The organism is Xenorhabdus mauleonii, from assembly GCF_900113945.1.
GTDB classification, from domain to species: Bacteria; Pseudomonadota; Gammaproteobacteria; order Enterobacterales; family Enterobacteriaceae; genus Xenorhabdus; species Xenorhabdus mauleonii.
Window position 1 is genome coordinate 13551 of sequence record NZ_FORG01000010.1, and the last position, 19276, is coordinate 32826.

Consider the following 19276-nt stretch of genomic DNA (forward strand, 5'->3'; position numbering starts at 1 on the left):
TTTATTTATACCCGATGGGGTTCGTGTTGTATCGAGGTGTCATGGGAGTGACAAAGATACACTTGAAAGATGACAAATATATTTTTCACTAAAAAAGCCCGCAGTGCATAAGGGCAGTGCGGGCTACATGAATTAGCAAAGGATTATTTTAATCCTGCTGCTGAACGTAGAATTTCAGCTTTATCTGTTGCTTCCCAAGGGAATTGCTCACGACCAAAATGGCCGTATGCCGCAGTTTCACGATAAATTGGTTGCAGCAGATTCAACATTTTAATCAGGCCGTAAGGGCGCAGGTCAAAGAACTCACGTACCAATTGAATCAGTGTTGAAGTAGATACTTTCTCAGTACCAAAAGTTTCAACCATGATAGACGTTGGCTCTGCAACACCGATCGCGTAGGAAACCTGAATTTCACAGCGATCTGCCAGACCTGCAGCAACGATGTTTTTAGCAACGTAACGAGCGGCATAGGCAGCTGAACGGTCAACTTTAGAAGGATCTTTACCTGAGAATGCCCCACCACCGTGACGCGCCATACCACCGTAGGTATCTACAATGATTTTACGGCCAGTCAGACCACAGTCACCCATTGGGCCACCGATAACGAAACGGCCGGTTGGGTTGATGAAATATTTAGTCATCGGAGTCAGCCATTCGGTTGGCAGAACTGGCTTGATGATTTCATCCATTACCGCTTCTTGCAGCGCTTTTTGGTTAATCTCTTCTGAATGCTGGGTAGAAAGCACAACGGCATCGATACCAACAATTTTGCCATTATCGTACTGGAATGTTACCTGGCTTTTTGCATCCGGGCGCAACCATGGCAATGTACCGTTTTTACGGACTTCTGCCTGACGTTCAACCAAGCGGTGTGCATAGGTGATAGGCGCTGGCATCAATACATCAGTTTCATTGGTCGCATAGCCAAACATCAACCCCTGATCACCAGCCCCTTGCTCCAGAGGATCTAATCGGTCGACACCTTGATTGATATCAGGGGATTGTTTACCGATCGCGCTGATAACTGCACATGAATTGGCATCAAAGCCCATATCTGAACTGGTATAGCCGATTTCGCGCACTGTGCGACGAGTGATCTCTTCAATATCAACCCAAGCACTGGTAGTGATTTCACCACCAACCATGACCATGCCAGTTTTAACATAAGTTTCGCAGGCAACACGAGCCTTGGGGTCTTGTTCTAAGATAGCATCAAGAACAGCATCAGAAATCTGATCAGCAATTTTGTCTGGATGTCCTTCTGAAACAGACTCAGAAGTGAAAAGGTGTGTAGTCATTATATTTCATTACCTTAAATATAATTTGGTTTAAGGGTGGATGGTAGTATAAGGGGGGATGTTTTACCATCTAGACGGCTAATTTTAATTGACTCTGGCTAAGGATACCAGTTTTTTTCATTTTAAATATCTTTCACCGTATAATTATTTTGGTTTTTCAACCTGAAACTGATAGAAAAATAACTCAATTTAGATAAATTTCATTTTGCATTTTTGTTGGATTACAGGTATAAACTGCGCGCGTAACATAAGACAGTTTTGTACTTGAAGTTACGGCGCTTGCAGGAGATTTCCATATGTCCTGCTTCTCAATTGAGAAACGGCTTGCGACAGGTAAGCCATGTGGGGGTGAATGGGGTTATGAACCATTATCTGCTGATTGCCAACGGCCAACAGCCACATTATGCCATTGATGTATCCACATCTTGTTCCTTCCTTTTAAATATGAATTCATTTCGATGTTACCCGTGTATACCTACCCTTTGAAAAACAACGGGTAAATGCGCAGGCAATATCGAGCTGGCATCATACTGCCACACAGTAAATATATTGTTTAGTTCCCTCTAAACGTACCTATAATTTAAGAGCATGCTGTTCCCTGACATTTTTTAATGCGCAAGATACGCACGATAAAACAGTGCCTTGGGTTATTGACTTTACAGGTGAAGGCAAACCTCGACTCCATGAAGGAGACTGCCATGAATGATAATATCGCTCGCAAAATGCGACAGACTTACAATATCGCATACTGGGGCGGCAGCTATTACTATGTCAATGATCTGGGTAATGTCAGTGTTTGTCCAAACCCTGATTTACCGGGAGCTCAAATTGAACTCGCTGATTTAGTGAAAAAAGTTCAAGAAGAAAAGGAACAGTTACGTTTACCTGCATTGTTTTGTTTTCCCCAGATTTTGCAACACCGCCTGCGTTCCATTAATGCAGCGTTTAAGCGTGCACGCGAATCTTATGGCTATAAAGGGGATTATTTTCTGGTTTATCCGATCAAGGTTAACCAGCAACGCCGTGTGATTGAAACACTGGCAAATGCTGATGAACCCGTCGGGCTGGAAGCAGGCTCCAAAGCGGAATTAATGGCAGTATTAGCTCATGCAGGCATGACCGGTACAGTCATTGTGTGTAATGGCTACAAAGATCGTGAATACATCCGTCTGGCATTGATCGGTGAAAAACTGGGACATAAAGTGTATCTGGTCATCGAAAAAATGTCTGAAATTGAGATGGTATTGGAAGAAGCAGAACGCATCAATGTGATCCCACGTTTGGGGGTTCGGGCACGTCTTGCCTCCCAAGGCTCTGGCAAATGGCAAGCCAGTGGCGGTGAAAAATCCAAATTTGGTCTGGCGGCAGCACAAGTATTGCAACTGATTGAGACGCTACGCTCTGCAGGGCGATTGGATAGTTTGCAACTGCTGCATTTCCATTTGGGTTCTCAGTTGGCGAATATTCGTGATGTGGCAACAGGTGTGCGCGAATCAGCCCGTTTTTATGTCGAATTAGCTAAATTGGGTGTAACAATCCAATGCTTTGACGTAGGTGGTGGGTTGGGTGTCGATTATGAAGGCACGCGTTCCCAATCAGAATGCTCAGTCAACTATGGCCTAAATGAGTACGCGAATAACGTGATTTGGGGCATCGGCGACGCATGTGAAGAACACGGTTTGCCTCACCCAACCGTCATTACTGAATCCGGTCGCGCACTGACAGCTCACCATACGGTATTAGTCTCCAATGTGATTGGGGTTGAGCGTAACGAATTCACGGAAACAACCGCGCCGGCAGAAGATGCAACACGCCCCCTGACCAGCCTGTGGGACACTTGGCAGGAAATGCAGTCTGACGGTAGCCGCCGTTCCCTGCGTGAATGGTTGCATGACAGCCAGTTTGATTTGCATGATGTACATACTCAATATGCCCACGGCATGTTGTCTCTGACTGAGCGGGCATGGGCTGAAGAACTGTATTTGAATATTTGTCGTCATATTCAGCAGGATCTTGACCCAAGCAACCGTGCGCACCGCCCAATCATTGATGAATTGCAGGAGCGCATGGCAGATAAATTCTACGTGAATTTCTCACTATTCCAGTCAATGCCAGATGCATGGGGTATCGATCAGTTATTCCCTGTCCTGCCGATTGAAGGGCTGGATAAGCCGCTGGATCGTCGTGCTGTCCTATTGGATATTACCTGCGATTCAGACGGCACCATTGATCATTATGTTGATGGTGACGGTGTGGCGACAACCATGCCAATGCCGGCTTATGATCCGAATAACCCGCCATTGATTGGCTTCTTTATGGTCGGCGCATATCAGGAAATCTTGGGCAATATGCATAACCTGTTCGGGGATACGGCTGCCATTGATGTTTATGTGTCAGAAACGGGTGAAGTCACTTATCAGCAGAGCGAAGAAGGTGATTCCGTCGCTAATATGCTCCAATACGTCAAATTGGAGCCACAGGTACTGCTCACCCGCTTCCGTGATCAGGTTAAATCAACGGATTTGGATCAAAGTTTACAGGAACAATTCCTGCAAGAATTTGAAAGCGGCCTATATGGTTACACCTATTTGGAAGATGAATAATCTTCTTGCATAAACAAGCCGCGCGCCACTGCTGCTACTTATAATTGGATAACGTGAACGGGTGGCGCGGGCTTTTGAGGATACATCATGAGTATTAGCTCCTTAGGAAATCAAATTGATAACTCTTTGGTTTCGAATGCCTTTGGTTTTCTGCGTTTTCCATTGAATTTTCAGCCTTATAGCAGTGATGCTGAATGGGTGATTACCGGGATCCCATTCGATATGGCGACATCGGGGCGTGCGGGCAGCAGACACGGGCCTGCCGCAATTCGTCAGGTATCAACTAACTTGGCATGGGAAAGCAGCCGCTGGCCGTGGAATTTTAGCCTGCGCAAGCGCCTGAATGTGGTGGATTGCGGTGATCTGGTATTTAACTTCGGTGATGCTCAGGACATGAGCGATAAGTTGCAGGCACATGCCGAAAAAGTGTTGGCATCGGGCAAACGGATGCTGTCTTTTGGTGGTGATCATTTTGTTACTTTGCCGCTTTTGCGGGCCCATGCTAAACACTTTGGCAAAATGGCGCTGATTCATTTTGATGCTCATACCGATACTTACCCTAACGGTAGTAAATTTGACCATGGTACGATGTTTTATCATGCGCCAAATGAAGGGCTTATCGATCCTCAACATTCCGTACAAATTGGTATTCGCACTGAACACGATACAGATAATGGCTTCACGGTGTTGGATGCCGGTCAGGTGAATGATCGCGGTGTTGAAGATGTTGTTGAACAAATCAAATCCATCGTAGGCGATTTACCGATTTATCTGACATTCGATATTGACTGCCTTGATCCGGCATTTGCTCCGGGGACAGGAACGCCAGTCATTGGTGGATTGACGTCAGATCGCGCATTGAAAATTTTGCGTGCCCTGCAACCGCTGAATATTGTCGGCATGGATGTCGTGGAAGTGGCTCCGGCTTATGACCAATCTGAGATTACTGCGTTGGCGGCGGCAACCATTGGCTTGGAATTACTGTATTTGCAGGCGTCAAAGAAAGCCGTTTAGCACACATGCAGTAAACGGATAGCTATTCTCGTTTGAGAATTTAAGGCTCACTTTTTAAGTGGGCCTTTATTATTTTTATTTGGAATAATATAAAAAGATGCGCCATTCTTAACTGTTAACAAATAAAAAATAGAGTTATTTTTCTTATTCAATAAAATCAATTGGATATAAAAATCAATGGTGCATAATTTTGATTCTGAAGCTATATAAATATTGTAAAAAGCAATAGCTCCAATATTGGTCAGTAAAAAATCAACGTTTTGTTTCAACAACTCTCGTACTAAGGAATAAGACAAATGAAACTAAAAAAAGTCAGTATGATAACCAGCTTTATATTTGGAATGAGTGTATTTGGTGCTCTAGCGGATGTAAATAAACCAACATCGGTGGAAGATAAAATTCAAATTAATTTTGAAGGAGAAATCATTGAGCCACCCTGCCAAATTTCGCCAACACAAGGAAAATTGCCCGTTAAATTTGATGTTGTCAGTCCTGAGTTTTTAAATAATGATTTTACTAATGAGAAAAATATAGTAATTGATTTTACTTGTAAAAGCAGTACCTACACAAATGTTACTTTGACATTTTTGGGTACTACAACCGCAAAAAACACTGAATTGGTTACGGAAAATGGCACTAATGTTGTGATTAAATTGAAAGATGAGAAAGGTCACGACATTATTTTTGGTAATGAGATGGGTTCTGAAAAATTAACGGGCGATGACTTCAGTTTGAAATTTACGGCGAGTATTCATAAGTCGACTGATAGCACTGTAGGTGCAGTTCAAGCTGGGAAATTTACAGGTGTAGCAAATGTAATGATAAAATATAGTTAAATTATATTGCAAACAACACTAAACATTTCATTAAACCAAAATATATAAGGTTTAAGTGGAACGTTAGACATATTCACGCACGAAATTTATCTTTATTACACAGCTTTCACAGCAATTAAAATCTATTTAATGCTAAGGAAAAGCCATGAGTAAAATAAATAAAAAAATAATACTTTATTCGTTTTTGTTTTTTTTGCTGGTAGCCATAAATAATGGAAAACCAAGAGCAGAAGAGAGCATAGAGTTTTATACCGATCTGTTGGATACAGAAGATAAACAACATATCGATTTATCACGCTTCTCTCAAGCTGATTATGTTATGCCGGGAAGGTATCAATTAACTTTTAGGGTTAATGGGCAAAGTATTTCAAAGGACACTGTTATTCCCTTTTACTCACGGCAAGTAGGGGAAAAAATAACATCAGAAGCCTGCATTTCTCCCTTGTTACTGGATAAAGTGGGATTAACGGAACGTATTCAGAATCGTATTAGCTTATGGCATGAAGGACAATGTGCAGATTTTTCTGTCCTGGAAGGGGTGAAAGCATTCGCAGATATGCCAGAACTGCAATTCAACCTTATCATTCCGCAAGCCTACTTAGAATATACCGATCCTTACTGGACTCCGCCATCGCGTTGGGATAACGGTATTCCAGGTTTATTGTTGGACTATAATGCGGATGCAACCCTGAGTAAGCCTGAACATGGAGGACATTCTCAGTCAGCGTGGATTAATGGAACTGTGGGAGCAAACTATGGTGCCTGGCGCTTACGGAGCAATTATCGGGGGAATTACAGCTATACCGCTGGGCAATCGAGGCAAAAGAGTACCTCGTTGGACTGGGATCGCATTTATCTGTACCGCGCATTACCCGCGTGGCGTTCAAAGTTGACGATTGGTGAATCGTCTTTTAGCTCTGATTTATTGCAGAGTTGGAGTTATACAGGACTGGCGCTTACCAGTGATGAACGTCAATTACCGCCAAAATTAAGGGAGTATTCCCCTGAAATTAATGGCATTGCGGATACCAATGCCAGAGTGACGGTCTCACAGCAGGGACGAATACTCTATGACAGCACAGTGCCAGCCGGGCCGTTTTCCATTAAGGAACTCAGTAGTTCCATTCGTGGAGAACTGGATGTCAAAGTCACTGAACAAGACGGTCAGGTAAAAACGTTTCAGGTTAATGCGACCTATGTGCCGTTTTTATCCCGCCCTGGTCAGTTTCGCTATAAATTTTTCTTGGGCCGCTCAAGGTATCAGTCCCATCAAACCGAAGGGCCAATATTCGGGGCGGGGGAAATAAGTTATGGCGTATCCAATTACTGGTCAGTTTATGGCGGAAGTATTATTGCGGGAAAATATAATGCGGCAGCATTAGGCATTGGTCTTGATTTAATGCGACTGGGAACCTTATCTCTGGATGCTACGCAGTCAATGGTCAAAACATTCCGAGATGAAGGAACCCAAATCGGGCGTTCATGGCGATTTAATTACGCTAAAAGTTTTGATGATATTGGTGCGAATATCTCTTTTACCGGATACCGTTTCAGTGAAAGTGACTACACGACCATGCAGCAATACCTCGATGAGCGTTATCGGAACTATACCTATAAAAATAATAATAAAGAGACATATACATTATCTTTGAGTCAGTATTTTTCTGAACAAAAGTTATCAATTGGTGGTTCTTATCATCGTCAAACTTATTGGGATCGAAATGATTCGACCAATTACAATCTTCGGGCAGATAAATATTTTTCGGCTTTTGGGGTAAATAATATTTCAGTGGGTATATCCGCAGCCCGGAACCGTTATTCTGATACCAATAAAGTTAATGATGAAATTTTCTTGCGTTTGTCAGTTCCTTTATCGTCGGGAAGTGTGAGCTATAACGGTTCTTATAATAACCAGCAATTCTCCCATACTGCCAGTTATTACAACCAAACAGAAAGAAATAATACCTATAGCCTGACTGCGGGAGTCACTCACAGCAAAGAAGGACAAACGGATGCACAACTCAGTGGTTATTACAGCCATGTAGGTGGAATAGCAAATACATCAGTCAATATGTCGGCAACCCAAGGGCGTTATTTTTCTGTCGGCGGTTCGGTTTATGGCGGCGTGACGATAACACCTGAAGGAGCGGCATTGCATTCAGGAGGATTTAATGGAGGAACCCGTTTGCTAGTGGATACGGAAGGTATTGCGAAAGTCCCTATCGATGATGGCCGAGTGATAACTAACTATAAGGGATTTGGGGTTGTTACAGATATCAACAGTTATTATCGAAATATCACTACTATTGATGTTGATGAGCTGACTGCTGATATGGAAGCACGGAATGCTGTTGTGGAATCGTTTTTAACCGAAGGCGCAATTGGGTATCGCAAATTTGATGTCGTGAAAGGTAAGCGTTTATTTGTGGTATTGAAATTGCAAGATAATGGTTCCCCGCCGTTTGGTGCCAGTGTGCGTAATGAAAAAGGCCATGAACTGGGGATTGTCAGTGATGGCGGGGTGGCGTGGATCAGCGGAATTCAACCAAAAGAAAAATTAACAGTGAATTGGAGTAAAAAAATATGTACGGCGGAATTACCGGAGCATATCGACTCTCTGTCACAGGTTTTATTGCCCTGTACTGAGCAAGAACAGATAAATATAAATGGATAAGGAAAGAACTGAAATGCTGAAAGCAAAATATCTGATAAAAACAGTAATTGGTGGTTTTATCGTATGTACGTTTTCAATACAGGCTGCAATTTCACTGGACAGGACGAGAATTGTATTCCCCGGCGATAAGCAGTCTATTGCATTGAATATTGAAAATGAGAATCAAGAGCTGCCTTATTTAGCTCAGGCTTGGTTAGAAAATGAAAATCAACAGAAAATAACCACCGGGCCGCTGGTTGCCACTCCGCCGGTACAACGTTTACAACCGGGGAAACGGGGATTGGTTAGGCTGGAAGCGACTCCTGCCGCCAATTTAATGGCTCAGGATCGTGAATCGTTATTTTATTTCAATTTGCGGGAAATTCCCCCCAAAGGTGATCAAGACAATGTATTGCAAATTGCTTTGCAAACTAAAATTAAATTGTTTTACCGCCCGAAAGCAATACAAAAAGAGCCTAATGCTGTCTGGCAGGATCAATTGATTTTACACAAGATATCCGGCGGATATCGCATTGAGAATCCGACCCCTTATTACATCACGATGATTGGTATGGGGAATAATCAAGAACAATCTGCGAAAGGGAAATTTGATACGGTGATGTTGGCTCCGTTTGGCAGTGAAACCGTGAAAAGAGGGCAATATACTACACCTAATCTGACTTTTATTAATGATTATGGTGGGCAGATTACACTGCAATTTCGATGTGATACAGACAGGTGCATTACGGGTGAAAATAAAAAATCGGATAAAAACAAAAAGCAGGATATAACATCATGAACCGTTATATCTGCATGGCTTTATTTTTCCTGCTGTTATGGAGCCGATGGGGGGATGCCAGACATATTGATATTACGGTGAAAGTGGCTTTACGGGCACCCACTTGTACCGTAACGAGTGAGGATAGAAAAAAATTAATCACAGTTTCATTTGGGGCAATGAGTGTTTTCGATGTGAGCACAAAAAAAAATGAAAAAGAAATTAAATTAAGAATCGAGTGTGATAGCTCTTCACCAAAAGATAAATTACTAAAGATGAGAGTGAGTGCAACACCATATGATAAAAGTAATACAAAGGATAATAATATTATGAAAACTTCAATGGATGGATTAGGGATTGGGTTGACTAAGGGGAGTAAACCTGTTTCTTTGAATAGTTGGATTGAAATTGATGATATTAATATTCACGAATGGCAACCGGGAGGCGTAATAACGTTAACAGCAAGCCTAATGCCAATAAAGCCCGATATATTAAAGTCGGGGGTATTTAATTCATCAGCTAACGTGGTTTTAAATTATGAATGATGAACGTCATTAGCCACAATTCAAGAACAATTTTATTTTTTGGTAAAGGTATCTGGTTAGGAGTAAGTGTGAAAAAATTTAATTTTATATTTATTTTTTGTTTGTTGATTGCTTATCATGATTTTTCTTATTGTAATACAGGGGGTTGGCATTTTTATATCTCATCGGGGAATTCTAATTTTAATGGTAATTATGCCGGGGTGAGCCCCAGAGATGGAACATTACCAATTAAATTTGAGCTTCCATCCCAAGTTTTTGGGAGAGTTTCTATAAATAATGCTAATAAATGCACTGATAAAGTTAAAGTAAATAATTACGCCGTTTTGAATTTGGAGAATAGTGTGAAATTCAGATTCAATGGCGCTGTGTATAATGCTAATTTGGCAATGAGTGACAGTGATCTGAGTATAATAAAAAATGAAAATTATTATTATGAAAATCCTGGCTTTGTTACCATTTTGAGTAATGGTTATTATTCTGATGTTAACTGTATGAAAAATAATTCATATCAATCATTTGAGAATAGAATTAAAATGCCAGGGTCCATAAAATATAAAATAGAAGGTGAAATCCCATTTGGGGTTCATAGAGGTAGTATAGTTATTGGTAAATTAGGATACTATGGAGAACCCACCCCTCAAGCATATTGGGAAAAGTATACAAAAAGTCTATCTTACGGCACAATTTTAAACCTAAATTACATCATCAATATCACTAATTCATGCGCTGTAGTACTACCTGATAAAATAGCTCTTACACATGATAGTTTAACAACGACGAATTTTGAAGATCACAATATGGCATATCAATATCATATTCAATGTCAGAGTCCTGTTCCGGTTAATTTTTCTCTCACTGCTAATAATACAGTTAGTACGTTCGAGGATGGTAAAATAAAATTAAAACTACCATTTAATAATCAAGGTGTTGAAAGTTTATTAGTTTTAGAAGGATATGATCCAATGTTGAAAGGTAAGAACAATATAGCCCAAATAAAGGTGGGTTCAGGGGGCGAGTTGTTAACCTTAAGCAGTACATTAATAAAAAAATTGGATGTTGTAACCCCTGGAACCTATTCAGCGAAAGCAGTATTAGAAGTATGGATAGATTAACTGTGTTTACAGCAAAATCACCCACTTATTCGTGGTGATTTTGCTGAACGGTTTACGCCACAATATACGTCAAGACTTGCTGTTGTGGCATCAACACAAACTTTCCATGAAATGGTAAGCCAGCCTGATACTGTTCGGATAATGTTTGCAGTAGTTTGATGCTTACAGTGTGGGAATGGCAATCAATTGCAGTAATTTCAGCCGCATGAAAATCAAAAAAGCATTTTACGTGGGGATAGAGTGCCTTAAACAGACTCTCCTTGATGGAAAATGCAAGCGTAAATGCCTGTTCTAAGGTTAATGTGCATACCGTCAATAATGCTCTTTCGGCATCATTAATAATGCTGGCGGAAACATTCTCGATCGTATCAGGTTTGATTTCCTGCTCAATATCGATACCAATAATTCGGTAGTGATCACAAGAAGCGGCAAAAGCAATAGCACAATTGGTTGAATGCGAAATAGAACCGCAAATGTTGTCAGGCCAGATGGGAGAGCGATCCACCGCGTTGGTTACCTGAAAATGTGGATAGTTCAGATGATTCAATACGTACTGTGTACAGTAGCGGGCAGCCAGATACTCAGAACGTCGTTTGTTAACCGCTTTTTGCAAGTTGACGGGAAACGTGATGCCATGTTCATCAAATAATGTATCTCGGTAGAAAGCCTGAGAAAAATAAGCCAGCATGACTTGAACATCCGGATGTTCAGGCAATGAGCCGGTTTGTAAATCTGCGAAAAAAGGATCATTTGCAGAAGAAGCTTGGACAGAGGTAAAGGTAATTTTTTTCATCATCAGTTTTGATTGTTGGGTAACAGATTGCTAAAAATGATTGTCCGCATTCTGCCATACTTTAATTTCGGTTCACTAATGTGCAGACTCTTTTTATACTCTCGTAGCTATCATTTTTAAAAAGGGCTTAATGTGGAAATATTAGTGACAGGCGGAATGGGGTATATCGGCAGCCATACCTGTGTTCAAATGATGGAAGCAGGCATGACGCCAATCATCATTGATAATCTGTGCAATGCCAATCGTGAAGTACTGGCTCGCATTGAAGCGTTAACGGGGACGAAGCCTCTGTTTTATGAAGGCGATATTCGTGATGAGCCATTTCTTGATACCATTTTTTCCCGCCATAACATTCAATCCGTGATCCATTTTGCAGGTTTGAAAGCCGTTGGCGAATCGGTTGACAAGCCTATCGAATATTACGATAACAATGTCAACGGAACGCTGGTGCTGGTGCGCAGCATGCATAAAGCGGGTGTAAAAAGTATCATTTTCAGTTCATCTGCCACGGTCTATGGCGATCCCGATGTCGTGCCCATTACGGAAGACTCCACAGTCGGCAATACCACCAATCCTTACGGAACCAGTAAATATATGGTCGAGCGTTGCCTGTCTGATCTTCATCATGCAGAAAGTGATTGGTCTGTTGTGCTGTTGCGCTATTTTAATCCGGTTGGCGCGCATCCTTCAGGCACAATGGGCGAAGATCCACAAGGCATTCCCAATAACTTGATGCCTTATATCGCTCAAGTTGCGGTAGGTCGCCGGGAAAAACTGTCTGTTTATGGCAATGATTACCCGACACCTGATGGCACAGGAGTTCGCGATTACATCCATGTGATGGATTTGGCTGATGGGCATATCGCGGCATTGAATGCCGTCGGCAAGAAATCAGGCCTGCACATCTACAATTTGGGCACCGGAAAGGGCACCAGTGTGCTGGAAATGGTGGAAGCCTTCAGTCAGGCTTGTGGTAAACCGGTTCCCTATGAAATATGTCCCCGCCGTCCGGGAGATATTGCTGAATGTTGGTCAAGCCCGGAGAAAGCCGAACGTGATTTAGGCTGGAAAGCTCATCGGACGGTGGTTGAAATGACGGCAGATGCGTGGCGTTGGCAGTCCCAGAATCCTAATGGCTATAAATTGAAGTAGAAAGAAACTGAAGTAGAAAGAATTGAAATAGGACGAGCGGAAATAGAGCGTTTTTTAATCGTCTGTGGGATGTGGTGCAAACAGAGAGGCCCCCATGATGCCAAAGATGCAATTCAATCCAATTGATTATCCACATCGACGGTATAACCCTTTGACGGGTAAATGGGTTATTGTGTCACCACATCGAACCAAACGTCCGTGGAGTGGAATTGATGAAAAACCGCTCCACAGCTCGTTGGAAAGTTACGATCAGCACTGTTTTTTATGCCCGGGAAATCCCCGTGCTTCCGGTGACATCAACCCAAATTATCCGGATGTCTACGTATTCCAGAATGATTATTCAGCCTTACTGCCAGAGCTTTTTGATTTGCCTCCGGCAGATAATCCATTATTTAAAATTGAGCCGGTAAGTGGTGTTTGTCGGGTACTCTGTTTTTCTCCTGATCACAGTAAAACCTTGCCAGAGCTGCCGTTGGCACAAATCCGCCGGGTTATTGATGAGTGGAACGCGCAGATTGAAGAGTTGGGCCAGCGTTATATTTGGGTACAGGTTTTTGAGAACAAGGGAGAATTGATGGGTTGTTCGCAGCCTCATCCTCACGGGCAGATCTGGGCCAGTGATTTTCTGCCTGATGAATTACTCCGTAAAGATGAATTATTGCGGCAATATTATCGCCAGCACGGCACGAACTTATTGGTGGATTATGCCGGGGCTGAGCAGAAAGATGGCTCACGGACGGTTGTGGAAACAGAACATTGGCTGGCCGTTGTGCCTTATTGGGCAATGTGGCCGTTTGAAACGATGCTGCTGCCAAAGGCGCATATTCGCCGAATGAGTGAATTGACGGAAGCACAGCGTGATGATTTGGCTGTTGCTCTGCAAAAATTGACCAGCCGATACGATAATCTCTTCCAGTGTGCATTCCCTTATTCAATGGGCTGGCATTTTGCCCCCTTCATTAATAATGCCGACAGGCTTGATGCAGCTTCCTCTATCTCCTCCCAAGCCGCTTTAACTGACCAAGCATGCCATATGGAACATTGGCAATTACACGCGCTGTTTTATCCGCCGCTGTTGCGTTCAGCCACTGTACGTAAGTTTATGGTGGGTTATGAGATGTTGGCGGAGGCGCAACGTGATTTGACGCCAGAACAAGCTGCCGAGCGGCTGCGTGCAGTCAGCGATATTCATTTTAAAATGCGCTGATGCTTGATAAAGAGCGTATCGGTATAGAGAGAGGAACGCACTGTAATGAAACGTTTAATCCAAAATGTGACTGAATCATTTAATGCGGCATTTCTTTATTCTCCAACCCATTTCTTTCAGGCGCCGGGGAGAGTGAATCTGATCGGTGAACACACCGATTATAACGAAGGTTTCGTTCTGCCTTGTGCGATCAATTACCACACTGTCGTGGCCGCTGCCAAACGCGACGATACTAAAATTCGGGTTGTTGCCGTTGATTACAGTAATGAGCGCGATGAATTTGATCTGGCCCAGCCAATACTTTTTCAACAAAAGAAAATGTGGGCAAATTATGTTCGTGGGGTGGTGAAGTCTCTGGCAGAAAGCGGTTATGTATTTGGCGGCGTAGATATCGCAATCAGCGGCAATATTCCGCAAGGTGCGGGCCTGAGCTCTTCTGCATCGTTGGAAGTGGTGATTGGGCAAACATTTAAATCGCTTTATCAGCTTGATATCAGCCCTGAAAAGATCGCATTAAATGGACAACGGGCAGAAAATCAGTTTGTTGGTTGCAATTCCGGCATCATGGATCAGTTGATTTCAGCATGCGGAAAAGAGCGCCATGCCTTGCTGATTGATTGCCGAACCCTGGAAACTCAAACGGTAATCATGCCGGATGAAATGGTGCTGCTGATCATCAATTCGAATAAGCGGAGAGGGCTGGTAGACAGTGAATACAACATACGTCGGCAGCAATGCGAAGACGCTGCGAGTTTTTTCGGTGTAAAGTCATTACGTGATGTCTCTCTTGAAGATTTCAATGCCAAGCAGGCGCGGCTTAATCCATTGCTTGCCAAACGTGCCCGCCATGTGATTACCGAAAATTTACGCACCTTGGCAGCAGCAGATGCTTTGAGGGCCGGGGATTTATTGCGTCTGGGCCAGCTTATGGCCGAATCGCACATTTCTATGCGGGATGATTTTGACATCACTGTTAGTGAAATTAATGCGTTGGTGGCGATTGTAAAAAATGTGATTGGTGAGTATGGTGGAGTACGGATGACAGGCGGCGGTTTTGGTGGTTGTATCGTCGCAATGTTGGCCCCTGATTTAGTGGAAAGTGTGAAACAAGCTGTCGAACTTCAATATGAAACTAAAACAGGCCTGAGCGCGACGATTTATGATTGTCGGGCAGTCAATGGAATGAGTCTTATCTCCCCTCTCCTTGTTTAAATTTTGTCTTTTCAATGCAACACCTGAAATTAACCATGATGAAAGGAGTATGTTGTGAATACAGATCTACAGCAAACAGCGTTGCTGCAACAGTGGAGAAACGTCGATAACTATCTTCAAGACGCACTGTTACATCCATCTCCTAATCTTGATAACACCATTGAATACAGCAGAAGTCAGGGATTGCCTGCCATCGATGTCTCTCCATTGCAAGGGAAGTTTTTGCAAATGATGGTTCAGATTAGCGGTGCAAAACGTATTCTGGAATTTGGCACTTTGGGCGGATACAGCTCTCAATGTATGGCAATGGCATTGCCTGACGATGGCGTGTTAATCACCTTGGAAAAAAATCCCGATGTCGCTAAGGTGGCCCGGCATAATATTGAAAGATCGCAGCTCGACCACAAGATCAAAATTATCGTGGGTGATGCGAGAGAAACGTTGCCAACACTGCATGAAGAAGAGCCATTTGATTTGATTTTTATTGATGCCGATAAGGAAAGCAGCTTGGTCTATCTGGATTGGTCCATCAAGCTGGGACGGCCGGGCAGCATTATCATCCTGGATAATGTGGTCCGTGACGGTGCTATTTTGCATGAACAGCGCGACCTATCCACTGACGGGATTCGTCAGGCGTTGGATTCTATGCTTAATCGCCCTGAAATTACTGTGACGGCTTTACAAACTGTGGGTGAAAAAGGGTGGGACGGGTTTGCTTTAATGCGGATCAATACGAATAAATAATCTGCCCAATGAATTTTAATTTTCAGTAAAGCGTAGCGTGCAAAACGGATGGTTTATTGTTTATAAACCATCCTGAATAAACTAGGCAACGATAGTATTATTATTTTTTGGCTTCAGTTTTGGTGGTGGGGGTTGCTTTTCGTGCGTTTTGGCACGCTTTACGCTCATCTGGCTCACGTTTTTTGATGATTTTTGCTGTTTCATCCTGAGTAGAAAGAGGGAAGCCCATATCATCATAAGCGCCCATGCCAATTAAGCGGTAACCACTGAGCGGGCCATCCACAGGAATGCGAAACTCTTTTTTCTCCCCTGCTGCCAATGACTCAAATGGATGCACGACCAATTTGCTCGGCTCACATTTATCATTCAGGGGTAAAACAGCGATATATCCCCCAGCTACAGGTTGATCACCTTTGTTTTGCAGTGTGCCGCCCACGAAGAATTGGCCATTGGCCCCGAGTCCCATATGGAACAACAAATGTGCTTCTCCTTTTGCCCACAAAGCAGGTGTAAATAAACTACTTGCCAGCAAGATTGCACTATATACGCAATGACGTAATGCATGGCTACGTGATAAAGAACCACGGCTTTTCATTAGGATTCTCCTGTTTGTCAATGTATAACGTTTCCCAGCATGAAATAGGTATTACAGCGGTCGGCGGAAAAATCAAGTTATGTGGTTACAGGTGTACGCAAGGATCCTTTATCTTGGTATTTTTGCTGGACATAATTTTTTTATATTTGTCTAAATGTAACCTTGCGATATAACTCGCCAAGGTGTGGTTGCATGTCAGCCCTGAGGAAATATCCAAGCCATCCGGCGTATTGATATTGGTGATATGCAGCAGTGAAGAGTAGCCACTGATTTCCAGGGGAAGGTGTGGGATCAGATCATCAACGTAATTGAATATCTCGTAGTTGGCTGCGCCATGACAAAAATTTTCCTGAATGCTGAAAGAAAATACCTGATTTCCTGGGCGCGGGCAGGCAAATAAACAGGCATAATGATGCTGAATCAACGGTGCAATATCGTACATAAGGTAAGATGCCAGCGCAGAGCCAAGGCTGTGGCCCGTTATTGTTATGTTGAATCCGCCCCTTACTTTAATAAAATTGGCAAGCCCATCAGCTAAATTGAGCTGATTATAATTAGGGTTACTGTAATTACGGTAAGAGGCAAGCTCCCGAGGCTGGAATCTCAATGAGTTATATATCTGGAAAAAACCTTCATGCACTTGTTGATCTGGTACGTTGTTCCACGGTGAGATTAATTCTGTATCTATATCACGCAAGATCTCCATCAGGTTGCTTGTATCCGTCCCACGGATAGCAACTGCATACTTTCCTCTTGCACCTTTCATCTCGGCAAGATATCCATAGCAGACAGTTGTAGGCAATTGGAATAACTTTTTCTTATTCGTATCCGGATCCGTCGAGACAGACAGATCATTTCCCCAAATATAGCCGACAAGCTCCCATTCATCTTCTTCAATCCGTGGATCAGGGACGGGTGTTGGATTGTTGTAATATTGGCTATTCATATCCGATGCATACAGCACTAATGCAGCAAATTCAGCAGCTTCTTGATATGTATACATAATAACCTCTTTTTATTGTTGTAATTTTATTATTCATATTATGTTATTTTATTGTAGCTTATTTATTTTTCTTTTGGTTGTCGGGGATCGGAGTAGAAGATGAGAAGATAGAAAAATGGGGAAAATAGAAATAGGAAAGTAAATGAAACCAATAAGAAAGTGGTTTAAAAAACGACAAATATAGAATTAATTACCTTTTGTTATATGTAGTTTTTATTTGTTCTTTCAAATTGATTACGGCACAGCGTTATCCTCTCCCAACCTATATTCTCTTTTAATCTATATTCTTTTTTAATCTAAAAGTTTTATTTGTGAATCTTACCGATAATCAAGAGGCTAATATGGCAGCACCGCGTTCGGTTCTTGAACTGATAGGAAATACACCGTTACTGGAACTCACTCATCTGGATACGGGGCCTTGTCAGCTGTTTATTAAGCTCGAGAACCAAAATCCGGGCGGGTCGATTAAAGATCGTGTTGCACTTTCAATGATTGAGCAGGCAGAAAAGCAGGGAGTCTTGAAGCCGGGGGGAACTATCATTGAAGCTACGGCGGGCAATACAGGCATAGGGCTGGCATTGGTTGCCGCGATGAAAGGCTATAAATTGATTTTGGTTGTGCCGGATAAAATGAGTAGGGAAAAGATTTATCACTTACGTGCTCTGGGAACCGATGTACGCCTGACGCGCTCTGATGTGGGGAAAGGACATCCAGAATATTATCAGGATTATGCGTTGCGGTTATCGAAAGAGATTAGCGGCGCATATTATATTGACCAATTCAACAACCCCGCTAACTCCATAGCCCATACGACAACAACCGGCCCCGAAATCTGGCAGCAGATGGAACAGAATGTGGACGCCATTGTAGTTGGTGTAGGGTCTGGCGGCACGCTCGGCGGACTTAGCCAATACTTTAAGGAAGTTTCTCCTGAGACTGAATTTATCTTGGCTGATCCAAAGGGGTCGATTCTCGCCGATTATGTTGAACACGGCCACTATGACGATGCGGGGAGCTGGTTTGTTGAAGGCATTGGGGAAGATTTTATTCCGCCTCTTGGTGATTTTTCTCAAGTACGCCATGCTTACCGCATTACAGATGCAGAAGCTTTTTCCAATGCACGTAATTTATTGCTGACAGAAGGCATATTGGCGGGTTCCTCTTCGGGAACATTGCTGGCTGCCGCATTGCGTTATTGCCGGGCACAAACGACACCTAAACGCGTGGTGACATTTGCTTGCGATAGTGGCAACAAATATCTGTCGAAAATGTTTAATGACTATTGGCTGCTGGAACAAGGCCTGTGTTCCCAGCCGCAGGAAAATGATCTAAGCGATTACATCACTTACCGTTATCGTGATGGTGCGACGGTTTCTGTTGCACCGCAAGATACACTGCAAATCGCATATGGTCGCATGCGTTTGTATGATATTTCACAATTACCCGTGATCGAAAATGATCAAGTCGTCGGTATTATTGATGAATGGGATCTTATGCATACTATTCAGGCTAATTCCCGTAATTTTTCTCTATCCGTTACTGAGGCAATGACCAGCCAAATACAGACTCTTAATAAAAAAGCACCATTAGCGCAATTGATTGCGACCTTTGATGCTGGTCATGTGGCGCTGATTGTTGATGACAATAATCAATTCCTTGGCCTTGTTACCCGTACCGATGTGTTGAACGCATGGCGTCAACAACTTAATTGATCTCTTTCAGGAATAACTT

The 19276-nt window shown here is 42.8% G+C and carries 17 protein-coding genes; 12 read left to right on the top strand and 5 right to left on the bottom strand.

Going from position 1 to position 19276, the window contains the following annotated elements:
• Positions 1-143: 143 nt before the first annotated feature.
• Positions 144-1298 carry a methionine adenosyltransferase gene (gene metK / locus BM100_RS11110; protein ID WP_092510913.1) on the bottom strand — a complete coding sequence of 385 codons (1155 nt, stop codon included), beginning with the start codon at positions 1296-1298 and terminating at the stop codon, positions 144-146.
• 698 nt (positions 1299-1996) lie between these two features.
• Between metK and speA the strand changes: the two genes are divergently transcribed.
• Positions 1997-3901: a biosynthetic arginine decarboxylase gene (gene speA, locus BM100_RS11115; RefSeq protein ID WP_092510914.1), complete on the top strand. Its 1905-nt coding sequence runs from the start codon at positions 1997-1999 to the stop codon at positions 3899-3901.
• Between the two features lie 87 nt (positions 3902-3988).
• Positions 3989-4915 (top strand): agmatinase, encoded by a 927-nt coding sequence (speB, locus tag BM100_RS11120; protein ID WP_092510916.1) that lies wholly within the window; start codon positions 3989-3991, stop codon positions 4913-4915.
• Positions 4916-4962: 47 nt separating this feature from the next.
• Here the strand turns inward: speB and BM100_RS11125 are convergent, their stop codons facing one another.
• On the bottom strand, positions 4963-5184 hold the full coding sequence (locus tag BM100_RS11125) for a hypothetical protein (protein WP_099139504.1): 222 nt from the start codon (positions 5182-5184) through the stop codon (positions 4963-4965).
• A gap of 27 nt (positions 5185-5211) precedes the next feature.
• On the opposite strand from BM100_RS11125, the gene BM100_RS11130 reads away from it, so the two are divergent.
• The 5 genes from BM100_RS11130 to BM100_RS11150 all read left to right on the top strand — a co-directional run bounded on the left by BM100_RS11130 (position 5212) and on the right by BM100_RS11150 (position 10839).
• Positions 5212-5751: a fimbrial protein gene (locus tag BM100_RS11130; protein ID WP_092510920.1), complete on the top strand. Its 540-nt coding sequence runs from the start codon at positions 5212-5214 to the stop codon at positions 5749-5751.
• A gap of 145 nt (positions 5752-5896) precedes the next feature.
• Positions 5897-8425 (top strand): fimbria/pilus outer membrane usher protein, encoded by a 2529-nt coding sequence (locus BM100_RS11135; RefSeq protein ID WP_092510922.1) that lies wholly within the window; start codon positions 5897-5899, stop codon positions 8423-8425.
• A gap of 13 nt (positions 8426-8438) precedes the next feature.
• Positions 8439-9203 carry a fimbrial biogenesis chaperone gene (locus BM100_RS11140; protein ID WP_092510923.1) on the top strand — a complete coding sequence of 255 codons (765 nt, stop codon included), beginning with the start codon at positions 8439-8441 and terminating at the stop codon, positions 9201-9203.
• Positions 9200-9727 carry a fimbrial protein gene (locus BM100_RS11145; RefSeq protein ID WP_092510924.1) on the top strand — a complete coding sequence of 176 codons (528 nt, stop codon included), beginning with the start codon at positions 9200-9202 and terminating at the stop codon, positions 9725-9727. Before BM100_RS11140 ends, BM100_RS11145 begins: the two co-directional genes overlap by 4 nt.
• Positions 9728-9795: 68 nt before the next feature.
• Positions 9796-10839, top strand: a complete 1044-nt coding sequence (locus BM100_RS11150; RefSeq protein ID WP_139216952.1) for a hypothetical protein — start codon at positions 9796-9798, stop codon at positions 10837-10839.
• A gap of 52 nt (positions 10840-10891) precedes the next feature.
• On the opposite strand, the gene BM100_RS11155 is transcribed toward BM100_RS11150, so the two are convergent.
• On the bottom strand, positions 10892-11635 hold the full coding sequence (locus tag BM100_RS11155) for a 4'-phosphopantetheinyl transferase family protein (protein ID WP_244590559.1): 744 nt from the start codon (positions 11633-11635) through the stop codon (positions 10892-10894).
• 129 nt (positions 11636-11764) lie between these two features.
• On the opposite strand from BM100_RS11155, the gene galE reads away from it, so the two are divergent.
• From galE to BM100_RS11175, 4 genes are all read left to right on the top strand, one after another.
• Positions 11765-12784 carry a UDP-glucose 4-epimerase GalE gene (gene galE / locus BM100_RS11160; protein ID WP_092510926.1) on the top strand — a complete coding sequence of 340 codons (1020 nt, stop codon included), beginning with the start codon at positions 11765-11767 and terminating at the stop codon, positions 12782-12784.
• A gap of 97 nt (positions 12785-12881) precedes the next feature.
• A complete protein-coding gene (locus tag BM100_RS11165) occupies positions 12882-13991 on the top strand; it encodes a UDP-glucose--hexose-1-phosphate uridylyltransferase (protein WP_092511155.1) in 1110 nt (369 codons plus the stop codon).
• Positions 13992-14036: 45 nt separating this feature from the next.
• Positions 14037-15203: a galactokinase gene (gene galK, locus BM100_RS11170; protein WP_092510928.1), complete on the top strand. Its 1167-nt coding sequence runs from the start codon at positions 14037-14039 to the stop codon at positions 15201-15203.
• 54 nt (positions 15204-15257) lie between these two features.
• A complete protein-coding gene (locus BM100_RS11175) occupies positions 15258-15947 on the top strand; it encodes an O-methyltransferase (RefSeq protein ID WP_244590558.1) in 690 nt (229 codons plus the stop codon).
• Between the two features lie 100 nt (positions 15948-16047).
• Here the strand turns inward: BM100_RS11175 and BM100_RS11180 are convergent, their stop codons facing one another.
• Entirely contained in the window at positions 16048-16542 is a 495-nt protein-coding gene (locus tag BM100_RS11180; protein ID WP_092510930.1) for a membrane-associated Zn-dependent protease 1, read from the bottom strand.
• Between the two features lie 85 nt (positions 16543-16627).
• Complete coding sequence (locus BM100_RS11185; RefSeq protein WP_092510932.1) at positions 16628-17545, bottom strand: lipase family protein; 918 nt, start codon at positions 17543-17545, stop codon at positions 16628-16630.
• A gap of 341 nt (positions 17546-17886) precedes the next feature.
• On the opposite strand from BM100_RS11185, the gene BM100_RS11190 reads away from it, so the two are divergent.
• A complete protein-coding gene (locus BM100_RS11190; protein WP_092510934.1) occupies positions 17887-19257 on the top strand; it encodes a pyridoxal-phosphate dependent enzyme in 1371 nt (456 codons plus the stop codon).
• Positions 19258-19276 lie beyond the last annotated feature (19 nt).